The following is a 19,808-nucleotide window of genomic DNA, read 5'->3' on the forward strand; positions in this document are numbered from 1 at the left end:
ACACCTTATTTATACCAATAATCAACCCAAAAAACAACCGAGAAACGGAAATTTTAACATTTTTTCGAAAATTCGCTTGATTATTTGTATACAAAATGATAATTTGTGTACAAAGACAACTAACTGAATTATTTTTCAGAAAGAAGGTGTCTAACAAATGACCACCACCAAAAAAAATCTTACCAATCAGCAAACAGAACCCAGCCCAGAAGAAAAGCTCCCGCTTGAAGGCATACGCGTCCTCGAACTCGGAACCCTGCTCGCCGGACCATTCGCAGGAAGACTACTAGCTGATTTCGGAGCCGAAGTCATAAAAATTGAGCCGCCAGACAAAGCCGACCCCATGAGACAATGGGGCATCACCAAAAACGGCCAGGGACTGCTCTGGCCCATCCAATCCCGAAACAAAAAATCCATCACCCTCAACCTCCGCGAAAAAGACGGCCAAGAACTCTTCAAACAACTCGCCCAAGAAACAGACGTCATCATAGAAAACTTCCGGCCGGGAACCATGGAGAAATGGGGGTTATCCTATGAAGAACTATCCGACATCAACCCGCGTCTGATCATGATGCGCACCTCCGGATTCGGACAGACCGGACCCTACAAAAAGCGCGCAGGATTCGGCAGTGTCGGCGAAGCGATGGGAGGCCTTCGTCATGTAACAGGTTTCCCGGACAGAGCACCATCAAGAATCGGCATATCGATCGGCGACACGCTCGCAGCACTATTTGCCACCATCGGCTGCCTCACCGCGATATATGAAAGAGAACAATCAAGCCGCGGCCAGGTCATAGATACCGCGATCTATGAATCGGTTTTTGCCACAATGGAAAGCATCATTCCGGATTATCTGCTGGCTGATTATGTCCGTGAGCGCATGGGCAACATTCTGCCGGGTGTCGCACCGTCTAACATTTATTACACGCAGGATGAAACGTATATCGTCATCGGCGCCAACGCAGACGGCGTATTCAAACGCTTGTGCGAAGCGATGGACCAGCCGGAGCTTGCCGAAGACCTGGATTACAAAACCCATGTCGCGAGAGGGAAAAACCAGAAAAAGCTCGACCTTTTAATAGAAGAATGGACAAAAACCCTGCCTGCTAAAGAAGCGCTCGACAGGCTCGAAAAACACGGGGTGCCGTCCGGGTTGATTTATTCAGCAAAAGATATCGTCGAAGACCCGCATTATCAAGCACGCGATATGATTGTAAATGTCGAGCATCCAGAACTCGGCGACTTCCCGATGCCAGGAGTCGTGCCGAAGCTGAGCCGTACGCCCGGGAAAATCAAAGAACCAGGCTCCAGCGAAATGGGTTCTCACAACGAAGCTGTTTACCAAAGTCTGCTGGATTTGGATGAAGATAAACTCAATGAATTGAAGGAAAAAAACATTATTTAAAGAAAAGCGTAAGTGCCCAGTTTTAAATGACGTTCGGCTAAGTTCGTCACGTCCTGTGGCATTGGCGACATTAGCACGTCCTGTGCGTCGACGTGTGCGTCTTTAGCAGAAGGGTCCTAAAGGATGTTCGACTAAGAACGTCACGTCCTGTGACAACGTCGAACTGGCTTGCACAGGATGTGCTGACTTTTGCGTTGCGAACACGATGTTCGCGATTCTAGCAAAAGTTCCTTAAATCGTCTTGGGCCCCCGAGAGGCTGGGCGCTGAAGCTAGACATCTGGAAGAAGCGAGAGAAACAGCAGCGCACCTATAGCATGGCTGCTGTTTCTTTCCACACACAAATGTCAGACAATTTTTAAAAATCTAATTTTGTAAGCGTTTACTAAAAATGAGGAGGTTGAAGAATGAAAAAAGAAGTCAAAGAGCCTGTCCGTAAGCCGTGGATCTGGATTGTCATGGGGCTGTTGGTTTTGTTTAATGCGCCGTGGTACCTGCCGGTTGGAAGCATGGAACCGTACATTTTCGGCCTGCCGTACTGGGCATGGATTTCGATTATTTTATCGATTTCACTCTGCGGGTATTTAAGCTGGCTTTGCCTGCATGAATGGCACGTCGTCGAAGACCTTGAGGAAGAGATGAAGGAAAAGGAGGAGAAATAAATGGATCTCACGTTTTCCGGCCTGGATGGAATTATTATTTTGTCGGTGTATGCGGCTGTCATGCTTCTGATCGGCTGGCTTGCAGGCCGCGGAAAAAAACTCAGCCAAAGTCTGGCAGACTATTATTTAGCGGGAAAAAACTTAGGTATCATCGCCCTCTTTTTTACTTTATATGCAACCCAATACAGCGGAAACACGATAGTAGGTTACGCGCCAACTGCTTACCGTGACGGGTTTTCCTGGCTGCAGTCGATTCCGTTTATGACTATTATTGTTGGGATTTATATTTTATTTGCTCCAAGGCTGTACGCGATTTCAAAACGCGCCAATTTTATTACGCCGACCGACTGGATCAGCTATCGTTTCCGCTCCAAGCAGGTGACGATTCTTGCGATTATTTTGATGCTTTGGGGACTCGGAAACTATTTGTTAGAACAACTCGTTGCGATCGGACAAGCCGTTTCCGGTCTTACCGGCGGCACGATTCCTTATGAATTTGCCGTGCTTGCGTTTGTGTTCGTTATGCTCACTTATGAGTGGCTTGGCGGGATGAAAGCCGTTGCTTTCACAGACGTCATGCAGGGGGTTATGCTGTTTGTTGGAATCATCGTTCTTTTAACGGGTGCACTTTCCTTAACCGGTACCGGCTTCACAGGCCTTACTGCAGACATTGCTGCCACAGCGCCGGAAAAAATCGGGGTGCCGGATACCGTCACTTCGATCAACTGGATCAGCATGATTTTGCTCGTTGGCTTCGGGGCAGCGATTTATCCGCATGCCGTGCAGCGTATTTATTCGTCACAAAGTGAAAGAACCCTGAAGCGCTCGCTTTCACGAATGGCGTGGATGCCGCCGATTACAACTGGTTTAGTCTTTCTTGTCGGGATCATCGGAATTTCGCTTTTTCCAGGGCTTGATACGAGCGGGTCGGAACAGCTTGTTGGCATGATTGCAAATGAAGTGGCGGCCATTAACAGCTTTTACTACTGGGTCATGGTGATCTTCTTCGGTGCGATTGTGGCAGCCATTGTTTCTACGGCTGACTCGGTACTGCTCAGCTTTTCTTCGATGGTCTCAAACGATATTTACGGCAAATTCATCAACCCGTACGCCAAAGAAGAGAAAAAAGTAAAAGTCGGGAAGTTCGCCGGCATCGGGGTGGTTGCGTTTTTATTATTCATTGCCTGGAATCCGCCAGGAACGCTGTATGATATTTTCGTGTTAAAGTTTGAGCTGCTCGTTCAAGTATTTCCTGCTTTTTTACTCGGTTTATACTGGAAAAAGCTTGCTTCCCGTCCTGTATTCTGGGGAATGCTGGTTGGGGCGATTATCGCAGGCACCATGACCATTACCGGAAACAGCACGATCGCCGGCATTCACGGCGGCGTCGTCGGGCTTGCAGCCAATTTCTTTATCTGCGTAACCGGTTCCTTAATGGCACCGGTAAGTGCTGAAAAAGCAGACAAAGCCGCCGATCTTACAGCCTTAAAACTCGATCAGTATAATAGGGAAAAACAAACGTCTATCAGTTAAGTCAGGCAAAACACCCCTATATAAGCAGCTGTATACAAGGTGAAGCTTAAAAGGGGTGTTTTATTTTGCTTAATGTATACATTTTATTTAATCTCTCAGATTTAAAAACATCAAAAACACTATTATAAAAGAATTTATAAATAATAGTTATAATTTTTAGAAAATAAATATTGATTTTTTGTATACATAATGCTAATTTGTGTACAAGGCAGCTTTAAGGAGGGAGTTCGTGGAAAAATTTGCGGGGTTTGGCGGAACCGCTGGTTTTGGAGATAAGCCTGCGATTGTAGTCATTGATTTCATTAAAGCTTTTACAAACCCGGAAAGTTTATTAGGATCTGATTTTTCGAAAGAATTAAAAGCGACAAAAAAGCTCCTTCATACAGCGAGAAAGATGGACTATCCTATCTATTTCACCTCCGTAGAATACCATCCTCACTTCAAAGACGGCGGAGTTTTCATCGAAAAAGTTCCAGCACTAAAAGAGCTTGTAAAAGGGTCAGACGCTGTTCAGGTTGACCCATACCTTGAATGTAACAATGAAAAAGAAACGCTGATTGTTAAAAAATTTGCCAGTGCCTTCTTTGGAACGCCTCTTCATTCTTCACTTATTTCGGAAAGAGCAGATACCATCATCTTGACTGGATGCACAACTTCGGGTTGTGTACGAGCAACAGCAGTAGATGGCTTACAGCATGGATATCGAGTCATCGTTCCAGAAGAGTGCGTGGGTGATCGCTCACTCGCCGTACATGAAGCAAACTTAAATGACATCCAAGCAAAATACGGGGACGTTTTACCAATCGATAAGGTACAAAAAGCTATAGAATAAGATTCAGGAGGGGAATAGCATGTATCGTGCAGCAGTTGATGTTGGCGGAACCTTTACAGATGTGGTATTGCAGCATGATGACTCTGGAGAAATCTATGTCAGCAAAGTACCATCTATCCCATCAGACCAATCCATTGGACTGATGAACGGAATGAAGAAGGTTTGTGAGGAAAAAGGGATAGAAGTGCAAGAGATCAGAAGTGTGATTCACGGAACAACGGTGGCTACCAACGCAGTATTAGAAGAAAAAGGAGCAAAAGTTGGACTGTTAACTACAGCTGGATTTGAACAAATTCTTCATGTGGCGCGTTCGTGGACTCCTGCTCCTATTACAGCCTGGATTGGGTTTCTGAAGCCTGATCCGCTTGCAGATCTCGAACATACCCGAGGAGTAAAAGAGCGGATCGCAGCGAATGGAGAAATTATAATGCCGCTTGACGAAGAAGATCTTCGTGTTCAAATTCAGGATTTATATAGTAAAGGAATTAAAAGCCTGACCGTGAGCTTAATTAATTCCTATGCCAATTCTAAACATGAAGAAATCATCCGCAGCATCGCAGAAGAAATGGACCCATCGATTCCTGTATCCATTTCCACTGACATCCTCCCAGAATTCAGAGAATACGAACGCACCTTGACGACAGTGATGAATGCTTATGTACGGCCGCCGATGTCAAACTATTTAAACAATATGGAAACGAAAATTAAAAAAGAAGGAATGGAAGACAGCCGTGTCAGTATCGTACGTTCAGACGGAGGTCTCATGAGTATTACGGCAGCCTCGCAAAGACCGGTTCACACCATGCTCTCTGGACCATCCGGCGGAGTAACAGCCTCCGCAATGATTGGTATGCAGACAGGGTTTAAGAATGTCATTTCTTTCGATATGGGCGGAACCTCTACCGACGTTTCCTTAACATACAATGGCACCCCAAATGTGTCCCGAGAAACAAAAGTAGGCGTTTTTCCGGTGAAAGCCCCTTCTCTTGAAGTGGAAACGGTTGGAGCAGGAGGCGGTTCTCTTGCTCATGTGCCGCAAAGCGGAGCCCTTCGTGTCGGCCCTCAAAGCGCAGGATCGGAACCGGGACCGGCCAGCTACGGAAAAGGAGGCGAGGAGCCGACAGTAACAGATGCGAACGTCGTGCTCGGATACTTGCCGCCGCAGCTGGCAGGAGGAGATATGGTCCTCGATGTAGAAAAAGCGAAAGCAACGCTTCGAAAAATAGCAGACGAGCTTGGGGTTGATCTATATAAAGCGGCTAAAGGGGTTTATGATATCGCAAATGAAAACATGTACGGCGCTCTCCGTGTAGTATCTGTGGAAAAAGGGTATGACCCGCGAGAATTTGCTCTTATTCCGCTTGGAGGAGCAGGCCCTCTATTTGGAAACGCTCTTGCTGATCTGGCAGGCACCTTTCCTGTTGTCGTTCCTCCGACACCGGGTGTATTGTCTGCTCTTGGTTTTCTAGAATCCGATATACGCAATGAATATTCGAAAACATATATACGTCTTTTAAGTGAATTAGATGAAAACACATTAATAGGAGAGTTAGAAAAACTGGGCCGCGCTGCTGATGACTGGCTTCACGCAGAAGCGGTGCCAAAGGAAAATCAAAATATCGCTTATGAAGTGGACGTGAGGTACTACCGTCAAGGTCATGAAATTCCTCTTCAAGTCGAACTTCCAACGCTTTGGGAAGAAGGAGTCTCTCATTTAAAGAATAGATTTGATGACATACACGAGCAAATATACGGATTTAAAATGGATATTGAAATAGAAGTAGTCAATTTTAGAGCAGTGGCCGTTGGAACAGTCAGGTCACCAGAACAGCCGATCAATGAACGCGGGGGAGTAAACGCAGAGCACGCGGTCATCGATGGTTCACACGAAGCCTACTTTGACGGAACATTTCACAAAACACCGCTTTACGACAGGACGAAACTGCAGCCTGGAAACATTGTTTACGGCCCTGCCATTGTCACGCAGAAAGATTCTACGACGCTTATTCTTCCTACCTATATTGGCGAAGTTGATGAGTATATGAATTTGATTATTTCAAAGGGGGAGAAGTAAATGTCACTTGATTCCATTACAGTAGACATCATTGAAAATGCCCTCAAGAATATTAAAGAAGAAATGGACGTTACTCTCTTTCGGTCCGCCATGTCTCCAGTCATCCGTGAACAGCACGATTGTTTTCCAATGATAACCAATCCCGACGGTAAAATGGTCGTTGGCAATTTTGGCTCCCACGTACCTGAGGTGCTATCTCATTTTCCTGAAGGAGTGCAGGAAGGAGACGTTATTTTTTTAAGTGATCCATATAGCTGTGGAGGCTCCATCTCCCATATCAACGACTGGATGATTATCGTTCCTATTTTTGTAAATGGAAAAATCGCAGGATATTCCTCTATGTTTGGCCACGTGATGGATGTTGGGGGGCCTATCCCTTCCTCTATGCCGGTGACCGCGACATCTATTTATGGAGAAGGAGTGCGGTTTCCGCCTCTCAAACTTTTTGAAAAAGGAAAATTAAACGGTTCGATCGTTTCCATCATTAAAGCAAACAGTCGGACGCCGGTAGAAAACTATTCAGATCTCATGGCCATCGTGGCTTCGTGCCGTACGGCTGAAAAAAGAGTAAAAGAACTGTGCGAAAGATTCGGGACAGAGTCCTACCTAGAGGGGCTAGAAGCACTATTAGACCGAACAAGTGTCATGATGAAGCAGCTTATTACAGGCTTTCTTCCAGACAAGCCTGTGTCATTTGAAGATTATATTGATGACGACGGTCTTGGAAACGGCCCGTTTAAAATGAAACTCACGGTGTGGAAAGAAGGCGGCCGGGCTATATTCGACTGGGAAGGCACAGATCCTCAGGCACCAGGGCCGATCAACTATTATTTAAGTGAAAACATGTTTAAAATGTTTCTCGGTGCGTTTCTGATTTCCGTATTTGATCCGGCTATTATGTTTAATGATGGGTTTTATGATTCTTTAGAGGTTCGCATGCCTGAGAAAAGCCTTGTGAAACCTGAATATCCTGCAGCCCTTGGGTGCAGAACGCATGTCTTAAGCCGTTTTTTTGATGTGCTGAGCGGAGCGCTTTCCTTGAATACACCAGAAAACAGCCCGGCAGCAGGGTATGGCACAAGTCCTTATTTTATATTCTCAGGGAAAGATGAAGACGGCAAAGAGTTTCACCTGATGGAAGTCATGTATGGCGGACTGCCGGGACGACCGATTGGTGATGGAATTGACGGTCATTCCTGGTGGCCGGCCTTCGTTAACATTCCAACCGAATATCTTGAAACCTACTATCCTCTTCAAATTGATTATTACAGAACGGGAACGGATTCTGGAGGAGCAGGGAAGCACCGCGGCGGGAATTGTAATGAAAAGCTCTATACGTTTAAAAGCAATGGCATCGTCTCCATTCATGATGACAGAGCCAAAATTCAGCCATGGGGGATAAACAAAGGAGAACCAGGCACCTCCTCCTACAAGGTTCTCATACGAAAAAATGGAGAAAAACAGGAACTTGGTTCAAAAGTGGATGAAATAGATGTTTATATAGGAGATCAGCTTCTCTTCGTAACAGGCGGAAGCGGCGGCTGGGGAGATCCATTGGAAAGAGAGCCTGCCCTGGTCCAAAAAGATGTAAAACGTGGATTGGTCAGCAGAGAAAAAGCGGAGGCTGCTTACGGTGTCATTTTAAACGCAAACGATGAAATAGATGTGAAAGCAACCTTAGCACAACGAGACCAAATCAAGCAAAGCCGTCCTGCGCCTCAAGCCTTTCATTTTGGCAACCGCGACGAAGTGGTGACATCCTAATCAAAGGAGAAAAAGGCTGTAGGAAACGCCTCTCCAAAAAGATATGAAGTTTGCCTTTGGGTTTCTTCGCGTCTTTTTATCGTCAGCTGTTTTTACAGGCTAGAAACAAACACCGGTTTGCTTCGTCATGTATAATGGAAACATCAAGATTAAAAGAAGGTCAGTACTTATGGGAAATCAATCACTAGCCAATCACGACATCGACACAGGTGTTCAAAAAAATCCGTGGCATATGCTCGGGTGGCTCCTTTTCACCCAGGTGCTTGTTGCGTTTGTCGGACGGAGCCTGGCGCCGCTTGGTGTGTTTATCGGTGACAGTTTAATGCTTACAAACGCTCAGATCGGAATGCTCCCAGCAGCCCTGTTTTTTGGACAGTTTGCCGCCTCGATTCCATCCGGTATCTTAGTCGACCGGATTGGGACGAGGCCTTTACTGCTTGCGCTATCGCTTTGCCTCGGCCTCAGCTTTTTCTTTGCTGCGCTTACGTCAAGCTTCATACTGCTGCTTGCCTTTGTTATGATCGGCGGCTTCGGGTACGGTGCGATGCATCCAACATCAAACCGCGGCATTCTTTATTGGTTTGAGCGCCGGAGCCGCGGCACAGCGATGGGGATCAAGCAAATGGGGGTGACAGCCGGTTCGGCGCTGGCATCCCTTCTCTTAGTACCGCTCTCTGCTGCTTACGGCTGGCGTCCGGTTTTCATCGGTGCAGCGCTGCTTTTAGCAGCCGCCGGTTTCATCAGCTATCTTCGTTACCGAGATGCCAAACCGATTTCAAAAGAGCCTAAGAAAAAGAGTGAAAACACGTGGAACACCCTGTTAAGCATGGGCAAAAACCGGGCACTGCTTCTGGTGAGCGGAGGAGCCATTGGTTTAAACGGCGCGCAAATGGTGGTAAATACGTATATTATTATTTATACCACCCAGATCATCGGCATATCCGTTGCACTGGCAGCCATCCTGCTCGTCATTTCAGAAATCGCCGGATCCATCGGCCGCGTCGGCTGGGGCGTAGTGAGCGACCGCTTGTTCAACGGCAACCGTTTTATTTTGATGAGCGTTATCGCCATTATTTCTGCAGCTTCCTCTGTCATTATGGCGCTGTTTCAGCCGGGAACTCCATTTTTATATGTAGCGGTGCTCGCGTTTGTATTCGGTCTTTGTGTCGCCGGCTTTAACGGCCTCTGGATGAATGCCGCCACGGAGCTTGTACCGCTGAAACAAGCCGGCCTTGCGAGCGGATTTAGCATCAGCGTCGGCTCCTGGGGCGTGATTATCGGGCCGCCGCTGTTTGGGTTTGTGACAGATATGACCGGCACATTCACCGCCGGCTGGTACGCGTTAGCTGCCGTGCTTGCGATCACTGCGATCCTATTTATCTATCTCCATCTATCTCAACAAACGAAAGGAGAAATAAATTATGCCGAATAATAAAGCACACGTCTTTAACCCGGACGAACTGGAAACAAAGCAAATGTACAAGCTTTTAATCGGATCGGTCGTACCGCGTCCAATCGCCTGGATCTCTTCAAAAAGCAAAGACGGTATCTTAAATCTAGCACCCTTCAGCTTTTTCACTGTTGCCTCCAGGCAGCCGCCGACCCTCGCCGTATCAATCGGCCCGGGTGTGATGGAAAGAGAAGGGACGGTTAAAGACACGCTTACCAACATTCGCGACACCGAAGAATACGTCATTAATGTCGTTCCAGACGCACTCGGAAACGCGATGCACGAATCATCACAGCACGTACAGCCTGAAGTGAACGAATTCGAAAGAGCCGATCTCACACCCGAACCATCTGAAACAATCAGCGTTCCGGCTGTAAAAGAATCGCCGATCGCCTTCGAATGCAAGCTCGACAAAATTATTCCCGTCGGCAGCGACCACATGGTACTTGGCCAAGTCCAGCGCGCCCGCATCGACGACTCTGCCTATCTTGGGAACTTTAAAACCGACATCGAAAACTGGAAACCGCTCGCCCGCCTCGCCGGAGACTATGCCTCCCTCACACCGGCGTTCAAGCTGCCAAGAGAAGAATAAATCGGAAAAAGAGCTGGTAAAACACCGGCTCTTTTCTCGTAGATAGGAAAGTATATAATGTTGCGCTTTGATGTCTAGTTTCAGCGCCCAGCCTCTCGGAGGCCCATGTGGAAGGAGGCGTGAACGTCCTGTTCGCAACGCAGAAGTCAGCTCATCCAGGGCAGTTCGGCGTCGTCACAGGACGTGACGAATTTGCCCGAACATCATCTTTCTTAGGGCGCATACGCTTTTCTTATCTGTCACTATTTCCCTATTTTTGTCAATTGTATAGAATTCCTTTAAAAGGGGTGCTAAGATGTATCTAGCAGGCCTATTATCACTATGAAAACCATTGAAAAGGAGTGGCTGCTGCCATGATTGATCTTCATTGCCATATCCTTCCGGGGATCGATGATGGTCCAAAAACCATCGAAGAAAGTATGGAGCTTGCCAGAGCTGCAGAAGCAGATGGTATACATACTCTAATAGCGACACCGCATCATCGAAACGGAGCGTATGACAACCCGGGAGATACCATTCCTCATCTCGTAGACTATGTAAATAGAGTGATAAAAAATTCTCAGATTGATGTTACCGTACTGCCGGGACAGGAAAACCGTATAACGGGAGAGCTTCTAGAAGAACTACAGCAAGGTACAGCCATTCCGCTTAATCATAGCCGTTATGTATTTGTAGAATTCTCGAGCGTGCAGGTCCCTCAATATACGAGCCGGTTATTTTTTGATATGCAGGTCGAAGGGTACGTACCGATTATTGTTCACCCGGAGCGAAACCAAACCTTTTTAGAGCACCCAAACAAATTATATGAACTGATTAAAGGGGGAGCCCTAACACAGGTGACCGCCCATTGCTTTACGAAGAAAGCTCCTAAAAAAGCGAGACAATTTGCAGAACTTCTGCTGGATCATCAGATGCTGCATCTTGTGGCGACGGATGCTCACGACGTAAAAAACAGGCCGTTTGACCTGAGTAAGGCTTACCGGTTCATGGAGAGCAAACAGGGAGAAGAGGAAATCTTTTATCTGATGGATAACGCCCAGCGAATAGCAGAGAATGAAGACATCTATCCAGAACCGCCGGAGCGGGTGAAAAAGAAGAAGTTTCTCGGCATTTTTTAAGCGAACGTAGAAAAAAGACGACAGGCTGCGCATGTTAGCGCCACTTGTCGTCTTTTTTCTCTAATCTAATTCCAAATGTTTTCGGAGAGTCTCAGAAACATGATTTCGGACCTCTTCATGGATATTCATATAGTATATTCCATCAATCGTTGTACCATCCCCACTCATTTCCAGGGTTTCAATATTGTGCCTCGAAGACCGGTAATCATCTTGAAAGTCCTTCATTTCGTCAAATGTCATATTCGTACGGACATTTTCCCCTAGTATACTAAGAAAGTCCCCGGCTTTTATGATGGAAGAAAGATTCGCCCCTTCATGAATGATGGCATCTACAACATCTCGCTGGCGCTCATTTCTGCCAAGATCGCCTTCCGGATCTTCCTTTCGCATTCTCACATAAGCCAAAGCTTCTTCGCCGCTTAAATGAAGCTCGCCTTCAGGAAAATCAAACCCCTTGTGTTCGAATGCAAGATTATTATTCACGGTAACTCCATCTACGGTATCTACAATATCTTCAAATCCATCAAGATTAATAGAAACAATATAGTCAATCGGGATATTCAGGAAATTCTCGACGGTGTCTATTGCCATTTGCGCCCCGCCGAAAGCATACGCATGATTAATTTTATCTTCCCTGCCGCGGCCGATAATTTCAGTGCGGGTATCACGGGGGATACTCACCATTTTGATAGACTCTTTGTTTGGGTTAACGGTCAGGACGATCATCGTATCAGAGCGGCCTGATTCGGTATCTTCGTTATCAATCCCCAGCAGTAAAAAGGAAATAGGATCATCTTTTTCCGGACTTGCTGCTGCTTCCCGGTGATTGCTCTCTCGTACAATATTTTCATGCATCGTACTGGCTGTATCAGAAATAGAAGAGTATAAGTAATACGCATATCCTCCAACCGCCAATACCAAAAAACCTATCATGCCGCCAATAATAATCAGCAACTTTTTCATCCGTCTTTTCTCCTATCTTCCTATAGTATTAAGCATGTATGATTTTGTTAGTATAGAACGATTGTCAAAAAATTTCAATACTTTGTGTCAAACATCTGAGAGATTATGGTACAATTTCAAAGAAGTACATTGATCGCACCTATGGTAGGCGTTTTAAATAACATCACGGAGGTACAAATGGAAGAAACAATTAGTTTAAAAGAAATCTTTGAAACGCTGAAAAAACGTCTTGTCTTCATTATATTGATCACTTTGGGAGCGGTAGCAGCAAGTGCTATTATCACGTTCTTTGTTCTTACACCGCAATACGAGGCTTCTACCCAAATTCTAGTGAATCAATCATCAACTGATAGAGAGCAGCTCACCGCAAATGAATTGCAAAGTAATCGAGAACTGATTAATACCTACAATGTCATTATGAAAAGTCCGGCGATTCTAGAACAAGTGCAGCAAGAACTAAGCAGCAGCTTAAGTGTACAATCCATCAACGACAAAATTACCGTATCCTCGGAAGAAGACTCACAAGTAGTTGCCCTTACTGTGACAGATGAGGATCCTGTGTATGCTGCAGAAATAGCGAACACTACAGCCGAAGTGTTCGAACAAGAAATAGTGGATATTATGAACATCGATAATGTTAGTATTCTATCTGAAGCTGCCCTGTCTGATAATGCGTCTCCCGTCTCCCCGCAGCCTGCCCTTAATATGGCCATCGCTTTTGTAATGGGGCTGATGACAGGAATAGGACTAGCTTTCTTGCTGGAATTTCTCGATAATACAATCAAAACAGAGAAAGACTTGGAAAAAGAATTGGAGATTCCCGTCCTTGGCGTCATTTCTGAAATAGAGCAGGAAGATATTAAACAAACAAGCAGCAGCAATGCTCGAGAAGGGAGGAAGCGTAAGGGTGTGGAAAAAATCTCGTAAAACGAAATCAGAATTAAAAAAAAGAAACGCGTTGATTACCGAATCCAATCCCAAGTCTCCCATTTCGGAACAATTTCGTAATGTTCGAACCAATTTGCAGTATGCCTCCATAGACGAGGATGTTTCCGTTATCATGACAACCTCTTCTGGACCAGGAGAAGGGAAGTCTACGGTGAACAGTAATGTAGCTGTCTCAATTGCTCAGCAAGGGAAAAAAGTGCTCGTCATTGATGCTGACCTGAGAAAACCAACCGTTCATTATATTTTTCAAACGACGAATCAGTATGGATTAAGTAATTCTCTAACAAGCCCCGACACGCTTACCGATTCCATTAAGAAAACAAAGGTGGAAGGGTTGGAGGTACTGACATCTGGGCCCATTCCTCCTAACCCTTCGGAGCTGCTAGGCTCAAATCGAATGAAAACCTTCATCGCTTCGTTAAAAGAAACCTATGATTATATCATTCTAGATACTCCGCCTCTTTTAGCGGTAACGGATGCACAAATTTTAGCTGGTTTGTGTGACGGCGTGATTCTTGTTGTGAGCAGCAAGCAAACGACAAAGGAAGAAGCGGCTAAGGCAAAAGAGCTGTTGAAACATACGAATGCCAAAATATTAGGCGGTGTCCTGAACCGCCAGGACAAAAAAGCCGGAAACTATATGTACTATTACGGCCAGTAAAAAAGAAAGAAAACTGTCTGCGAATAAATCCAGACAGTTTTTTTATGTGTTAAAAGATGGAGTTGTAATGAATACGTAAACTTAAAACAGAGGAAAAGATAGTATAGTAAGATAAAAGATTTATTAATTTCAAATTATTTCCTAAATAAGCGTTGACTTTAGATGTGCGGAGGAGTAAAATTTCTACTCATAAGGACCCAAATATTACAAGTAGATACAAAATTAGATATCATTAGCAAGAAAATCATAAAAATAGACACGATAGCAGGTGGACGATGTGCTAGAACATCTTATTACATCAAAAACAAGGCTGCGAATGCTGTTGAAATTTTTCTTGCATCCAGAGAACTCGGCATACTTACGGGAATTAGCAAATGAATTTGGGGATTCGACAAATGCCGTGCGAGTAGAGCTTAATAGACTGGCAGAAGCAAAGCTGCTTAGAAAAGAAGAAGCAGGGAACCGAATTGTTTATCAAGCGAACCAGGACCACGCTGTCTTTCCATCCTTAAAAAAGCTAGTTCGTCAATCCGTTCAATGGGACGACCTCTACGCCGCAGCGAAAAGGATTGGGGCAGAAGCCATATTCTTAAGAGAATCCGAAAAATTAAAAACATTTAGTTACTTGTTAGTGCATCCAAGCAATACATACAGCTGCTTTCATAGAGTAGAAGAGAAGGATCATTCGCTAGACTTGCTTGTTATTTCAGAAGACGAACTCGAATCCGTAAAAGCAGAAAGCCAGTCATGCTTTCTTATATGGAAAGACAACGAGAGACATGCCTAATACTTGGATTGACAAACTTTTGGTAAACGCCTGTCGCACTACTATCACTACAGGCACTCGGCCGTGCTGTGGGACCCTGCAACCGCACTCCTTAGGCGCCCGTTGCCACTGGTGCGGTGTGAGGAAAGGTTAGATGCCTGTAAGAAAGGCTGAAGTGCCCTGAACAGCCTCGACAGGTAAATGTTCTCCAGACAGAAAAGGCTGGTTTGTGCCTTTTATGACTAGAGGTTATTTAACCCCGAGAGGCTGGGCAAGATGATGCGTTGCATGGTAAAAGGATGCATATTGTCTTGAGAGAATAAAGAGAGAACGTTCTTTCAAGAGAGGATGCATGGGAAGAGCATACTTTAAAAAAGGGGAGGATGGAATTGACATACGGAAAGCGATTAGCCGCACTAATGGGGATGGACACATTCATTGTCACGATTGCTGTCTTTATCGGGGGATTTCTGATTTACAATACGGATTATGTGGGATCGGCCATTATCTTTGCCAGCTCGTTCACCTTAATGGTGTCTCACCACATATTTGCGTATCTATTCAAGCTTTATAAACGTGTGTGGCAATATGCGAGCATTAATGAACTAAAAGAAATCTTTAAAGCTGTTACTTTATCCATTCTTACCACTGCAATCATGCAAACGGTGATATTTAACACCATCCATTCACGCACTCTATTAATCACATGGATGCTTCACATTTTGTTAATCGGGGGATCTCGATTTGCCTGGAGAATGTATAGAGACACATACATAAAGCCGTCAAACAAAAAGAAAAAACGTACATTAATTGTGGGGGCAGGTAATGCAGGGACCATGGTAGCAAGGCAGATGCAGCAAGGAAAAGCAAGTGAGTTGCTTCCTGTGGCTTATGCTGATGACGATATGACCAAACAGCATTTGGAAGTTATGGGGGTGCCAGTTGCAGGACGGGTAAAAGATATACAACAAATTGCAGAGAATCTAGAGATTGAACATATTGTCATTGCCATTCCGTCATTGCAAAAGCAAGATGTACAAAGAATATACCAGGAATGCTTAAAAACCAACATAAAAACACAAATCCTGCCATTGATGGAAGACTTGCTAAGCGGTAAAGTTTCTGTTAACCAATTCCGTGACGTACAAGTGGAAGACCTGCTCGGTCGTGAACCGGTGGAACTCGATATCGACGGAATATCCGACTCTATTACCGGTAAAACCGTACTTGTTACAGGCGCAGGCGGATCCATCGGATCAGAAATATGCAGGCAAATTACAAAGTTCGAGCCAGCCAAACTCATTTTGCTTGGCCACGGGGAAAACAGCATTTACGATATAGAAATGGAATTGAAGAAAAAAGATTTAATAACCGAGTTAATCACCGAAATATCTGACGTAAAAGATAAAGAGAAAATGGATATCGTATTTGAACGAGAACGGCCTGCAGTCGTCTTCCATGCAGCCGCACACAAACACGTGCCTCTCATGGAACGAAATCCTGAAGAAGCTGTCAAAAATAATGTGATAGGTACAAAAAATGTCGCTAAAGCAGCGGATAAATATCGGACAAGCACGTTTGTGATGATTTCAAGTGACAAAGCAGTTAATCCTACCAGCGTAATGGGGGCAACCAAAAGAATCGCAGAAATGGTCGTGCAGCACATGGACGCCACCAGTCCAACAAAATTTGTCTCCGTCCGGTTTGGTAATGTACTCGGAAGCCGCGGCAGTGTCATTCCATTGTTCAAAAAACAAATTCAAAGCGGCGGTCCAGTTACCGTTACTCACCCTGACATGACACGTTATTTTATGACGATTCCAGAAGCATCCAGACTTGTCATTCAAGCCGGTGCCCTAGCAAAAGGCGGCGAAATCTTCCTGCTTGATATGGGAGAGCCCGTCAAAATTGTTGATCTCGCTAAGAACCTTATTAAACTATCAGGTTACAGCGAAGACGAAGTAGGAATAGAGTTCACCGGGATGCGGCCCGGTGAAAAAATGTTTGAAGAACTGTTAAAAGACGACGAAGTCTATCCTGAGCAGATCTACCCGAAAATCCACATAGGAAAGACACCGGAAGTTCATGAACAATTCTACAGTGGTGTAATGAGTAACTACCCTGTACTTACATCGGCAGAATTACGGGATCTTTTAATAAACATCGCGAATTTTAAAACAAAAGAACATAAACTAGCCAAAATGAGTTAAAACGATAGGGGGGAAGGCAATGAAAGTAAGAAAGGCTATTATTCCAGCAGCAGGCTTGGGAACCCGTTTCTTGCCAGCTACAAAAGCACAGCCAAAAGAAATGCTTCCCATTGTGGACAAGCCAACCATTCAATATATTGTCGAAGAAGCAATTGAATCCGGAATCGAAGATATTATCATTGTATCCGGGCGCGGGAAACGTGCGATTGAAGATCATTTTGATAAATCATACGAGCTAGAAGAGACACTATTAAAGAAACAAAAAATGGAGATGTTGGATGAAGTACAACGTATTTCCTCTCTTGCAAACATTCACTACATTCGACAAAAGGAACCAAAAGGGCTAGGGCATGCTATCCAATGCGCCAGCCGTTTTATCGGGGATGAACCATTTGCTGTTCTGCTAGGTGATGATATCGTACAAGCAGAGATGCCATGTCTGCGTCAACTCATCGATGTGTACGAGCGCTATTCTTCATCAGTGGTCGGCGTACAGCAAGTTCCAGATGAAGATGTATCGAAATACGGCATTGTAGCACCGAAAGGAGAGCCAATTCAGAATGGTGTGGTGCATGTACAAAATCTTGTTGAAAAGCCGAAAGTTCTCGATGCTCCGTCAAACTATGCAATCATGGGCAGGTATGTGCTGCGTCCGGAAATCTTTGATATTCTCGAAACATTGCCGCCCGGTGCAGGCAATGAAATTCAGCTTACAGATGCGATAAAGCAGCTCAATCGACAGCAGGCTGTCCTTGCATGTGAATTCTCCGGAGAACGCTATGACGTAGGAGACAAGTTTGGATTTATTAAAGCAACCATAGACTTTGCCCTTCAAAGAAATGATTTACGAGAAGGCGTAAAGAATTACGTAGAAGAAGTTCTTAATAAGGAGCTTGTAAAATAGAACAGAACGGTCCCTTAAAGCAGACTTCAATTTTGCTTTAAGGGGTGTTTTTTGTGTAAGAGATCATTAGCAGTTTAGTAGTTGGTTGGATAAAGTTCCAGTCAAGTACTAAGCAACTAAGTGACTTCATAGAGGAAGGACGTTTTTAACAATGGGAGATAGGATATTCCTCTCATCACCGCATATGAGTGATGAGGGCTATGAAATGGAATTTGTTAAAGAAGCTTTTGATACAAACTGGATTGCACCGCTTGGGGAAAATGTGAATGAATTTGAAAATGAACTAGCTGCTAAAGTTGGTTCTAATGCTGCTGCAGCACTATCCTCTGGAACTGCTGCTATTCACTTAGCACTAAGAGCAGCTGAAGTAGGTGAAGGAGATATTGTGTTCTGCCCAACACTTACATTCTCAGCCACAGCTAATCCCATTATCTATCAAAATGCCACACCTGTATTTATAGATAGTAATTATGAAACGTGGAATATGTGCCCCAAAGCTTTAGAAGAAGCATTTGAGAAATATCCAGAAGTGAAGGCAGTCATAGTGGTACATCTTTATGGTTTATCTGCAGATATGGATAAAATCGTAGAACTGTGTAAGAAACATGATGTTACTTTAATAGAAGATGCTGCTGAGTCTTTAGGAACTTACTATAAAGGGAAGCATACGGGAACCTTTGGCGATTATGGTATCTTCTCATTTAATGGGAATAAGATCATCACAACTTCCGGTGGTGGAATGCTCGTTTCCGACAATGAAGAGAGAATTGCTAAGGCAAGATTTTGGGCTACTCAATCTAGAGATCAAGCAAGACACTATCAGCATAGCGAATTAGGGTTTAATTACCGTATGAGCAATGTCGTTGCTGGGATTGGAAGAGGGCAGCTTAAGGTTTTAGATCAGAGAGTTGAGAAGAAACGATATATTTTTGAGTTTTATAAAAGAGAGCTTAGTGATCTAGCCGGTGTTAAGTTTATGCCTTGTAACGAGTGGGATGAACCGAACTACTGGTTAAGTGGTATGACGTTGAGTGAGGAAGTGAGACCACTTGATATGTTGGAAGCTCTTGAAAATGAAAATATTGAAGCAAGGCCAATATGGAAGCCGATGCATATGCAACCATTTTTTGAGAAGTTTGATTTTGTGGGTACTGATGTTACAGAAAAACTATTTGAGAAAGGTGTATGTTTGCCATCAGATACAAAAATATCGGATTCTGATTTGGAGAGAGTAGTAAAGTCTATTAGAAGGTTGTGGTTGTAATAATGAAAAAATCAAAAGATAGTTTATACAGAAGGTTTATAAAAAGGCCTATAGATTTTTTATTAGCTTCGATTGCTATTATTACTCTGAGTCCAGTTTTTTTAATAATTGCTTTTCTGGTTAAAGTAAAGCTAGGTAGTCCGGTGTTGTTTAAACAAAAGAGACCAGGCCTTAATGAGAAGATTTTTACTATGTATAAGTTTAGGACAATGACGGATGAAAGAGATGAAAATGGTGAGTTATTGCCTAATAATATTCGCCTAACAAAATTTGGGGAAGTCCTAAGGTCTACTTCTTTAGACGAATTGCCAGAGCTTTTTAATATATTAAAAGGTGACATGTCTTTTATAGGACCTAGGCCATTATTAATTGAATACTTACCACTCTATACTGAATATCAAAAGCAACGACATGGTGTAAGGCCTGGTTTATCGGGATTAGCTCAAATAAATGGAAGGAATACAATAACTTGGGAAGAAAAGTTTGACTATGATATTCAATATGTTGAGAACATTACTCTTAAGTTAGATTGCAAAATCGTCATTCAAACTATCAGAAAGGTATTTAAGCAGGAAGGTGTTAACAGTAGTGATAATGTAACTATGGAGAAATTTAAAGGCAGCATAGACAATGACCAATAAATGAATCTGGAGAGGAAGTAACT

At 44.2% G+C, this 19,808-nt stretch carries 17 protein-coding genes; 16 read left to right on the forward strand and 1 reads right to left on the reverse strand.

The features are described 5' to 3' along the window. Window positions 1–157 precede the first annotated feature (157 nt). The 9 genes from ACE1TI_RS08475 (at window position 158) to ACE1TI_RS08515 (ending at window position 11,428) form a co-directional block, all read left to right on the forward strand. Window positions 158–1,405, forward strand: coding sequence for a CaiB/BaiF CoA transferase family protein (locus ACE1TI_RS08475; protein WP_375007149.1), 1,248 nt, complete (start codon window positions 158–160; stop codon window positions 1,403–1,405). A gap of 405 nt (window positions 1,406–1,810) precedes the next feature. Continuing rightward, window positions 1,811–2,065, forward strand: coding sequence for a hypothetical protein (locus ACE1TI_RS08480; protein WP_375007150.1), 255 nt, complete (start codon window positions 1,811–1,813; stop codon window positions 2,063–2,065). Further along, window positions 2,066–3,598, forward strand: coding sequence for a sodium:solute symporter family protein (locus ACE1TI_RS08485; RefSeq protein ID WP_375007151.1), 1,533 nt, complete (start codon window positions 2,066–2,068; stop codon window positions 3,596–3,598). It abuts the gene before it with no gap. Window positions 3,599–3,827: 229 nt separating this feature from the next. Then, window positions 3,828–4,430, forward strand: a complete 603-nt coding sequence (locus ACE1TI_RS08490) for an isochorismatase family protein (protein WP_375007152.1) — start codon at window positions 3,828–3,830, stop codon at window positions 4,428–4,430. 19 nt (window positions 4,431–4,449) lie between these two features. Then, a complete protein-coding gene (locus ACE1TI_RS08495; protein WP_375007153.1) occupies window positions 4,450–6,504 on the forward strand; it encodes a hydantoinase/oxoprolinase family protein in 2,055 nt (684 codons plus the stop codon). Then, window positions 6,505–8,268, forward strand: coding sequence for a hydantoinase B/oxoprolinase family protein (locus ACE1TI_RS08500; protein WP_375007154.1), 1,764 nt, complete (start codon window positions 6,505–6,507; stop codon window positions 8,266–8,268). Between the two features lie 169 nt (window positions 8,269–8,437). Next, window positions 8,438–9,700: an MFS transporter gene (locus ACE1TI_RS08505; RefSeq protein WP_375007155.1), complete on the forward strand. Its 1,263-nt coding sequence runs from the start codon at window positions 8,438–8,440 to the stop codon at window positions 9,698–9,700. After that, on the forward strand, window positions 9,690–10,310 hold the full coding sequence (locus ACE1TI_RS08510) for a flavin reductase family protein (RefSeq protein ID WP_375007156.1): 621 nt from the start codon (window positions 9,690–9,692) through the stop codon (window positions 10,308–10,310). Before ACE1TI_RS08505 ends, ACE1TI_RS08510 begins: the two co-directional genes overlap by 11 nt. 353 nt (window positions 10,311–10,663) lie before the next feature. After that, a complete protein-coding gene (locus tag ACE1TI_RS08515; RefSeq protein ID WP_375007157.1) occupies window positions 10,664–11,428 on the forward strand; it encodes a tyrosine-protein phosphatase in 765 nt (254 codons plus the stop codon). Between the two features lie 60 nt (window positions 11,429–11,488). Here ACE1TI_RS08515 and ACE1TI_RS08520 read toward each other — a convergent pair whose 3' ends face one another. Next, on the reverse strand, window positions 11,489–12,391 hold the full coding sequence (locus tag ACE1TI_RS08520; RefSeq protein WP_375007158.1) for an LCP family glycopolymer transferase: 903 nt from the start codon (window positions 12,389–12,391) through the stop codon (window positions 11,489–11,491). Window positions 12,392–12,568: 177 nt separating this feature from the next. Between ACE1TI_RS08520 and ACE1TI_RS08525 the strand changes: the two genes are divergently transcribed. The 7 genes from ACE1TI_RS08525 to ACE1TI_RS08555 all read left to right on the forward strand — a co-directional run bounded on the left by ACE1TI_RS08525 (window position 12,569) and on the right by ACE1TI_RS08555 (window position 19,785). Then, a complete protein-coding gene (locus tag ACE1TI_RS08525) occupies window positions 12,569–13,318 on the forward strand; it encodes a YveK family protein (RefSeq protein WP_375007159.1) in 750 nt (249 codons plus the stop codon). Then, window positions 13,272–14,000, forward strand: a complete 729-nt coding sequence (locus tag ACE1TI_RS08530) for a CpsD/CapB family tyrosine-protein kinase (protein WP_375007160.1) — start codon at window positions 13,272–13,274, stop codon at window positions 13,998–14,000. The genes ACE1TI_RS08525 and ACE1TI_RS08530 overlap by 47 nt, the downstream gene beginning before the upstream one ends. 277 nt (window positions 14,001–14,277) lie before the next feature. Then, entirely contained in the window at window positions 14,278–14,787 is a 510-nt protein-coding gene (locus tag ACE1TI_RS08535; protein ID WP_375007161.1) for a winged helix-turn-helix domain-containing protein, read from the forward strand. A 368-nt stretch (window positions 14,788–15,155) separates the two neighbouring features. Further along, window positions 15,156–16,976, forward strand: a complete 1,821-nt coding sequence (locus ACE1TI_RS08540; protein ID WP_375007162.1) for a polysaccharide biosynthesis protein — start codon at window positions 15,156–15,158, stop codon at window positions 16,974–16,976. Window positions 16,977–16,995: 19 nt separating this feature from the next. Then, window positions 16,996–17,880 (forward strand): UTP--glucose-1-phosphate uridylyltransferase GalU, encoded by an 885-nt coding sequence (gene galU / locus ACE1TI_RS08545; RefSeq protein ID WP_375007163.1) that lies wholly within the window; start codon window positions 16,996–16,998, stop codon window positions 17,878–17,880. A 151-nt stretch (window positions 17,881–18,031) separates the two neighbouring features. Further along, window positions 18,032–19,144, forward strand: coding sequence for a DegT/DnrJ/EryC1/StrS family aminotransferase (locus ACE1TI_RS08550; protein WP_375007164.1), 1,113 nt, complete (start codon window positions 18,032–18,034; stop codon window positions 19,142–19,144). Window positions 19,145–19,146: 2 nt separating this feature from the next. Continuing rightward, window positions 19,147–19,785: a sugar transferase gene (locus tag ACE1TI_RS08555; protein ID WP_375007165.1), complete on the forward strand. Its 639-nt coding sequence runs from the start codon at window positions 19,147–19,149 to the stop codon at window positions 19,783–19,785. Window positions 19,786–19,808 lie beyond the last annotated feature (23 nt).

This window comes from Alteribacillus sp. JSM 102045, from assembly GCF_041949975.1.
Taxonomy (GTDB): domain Bacteria; phylum Bacillota; class Bacilli; order Bacillales; family Marinococcaceae; genus Alteribacillus.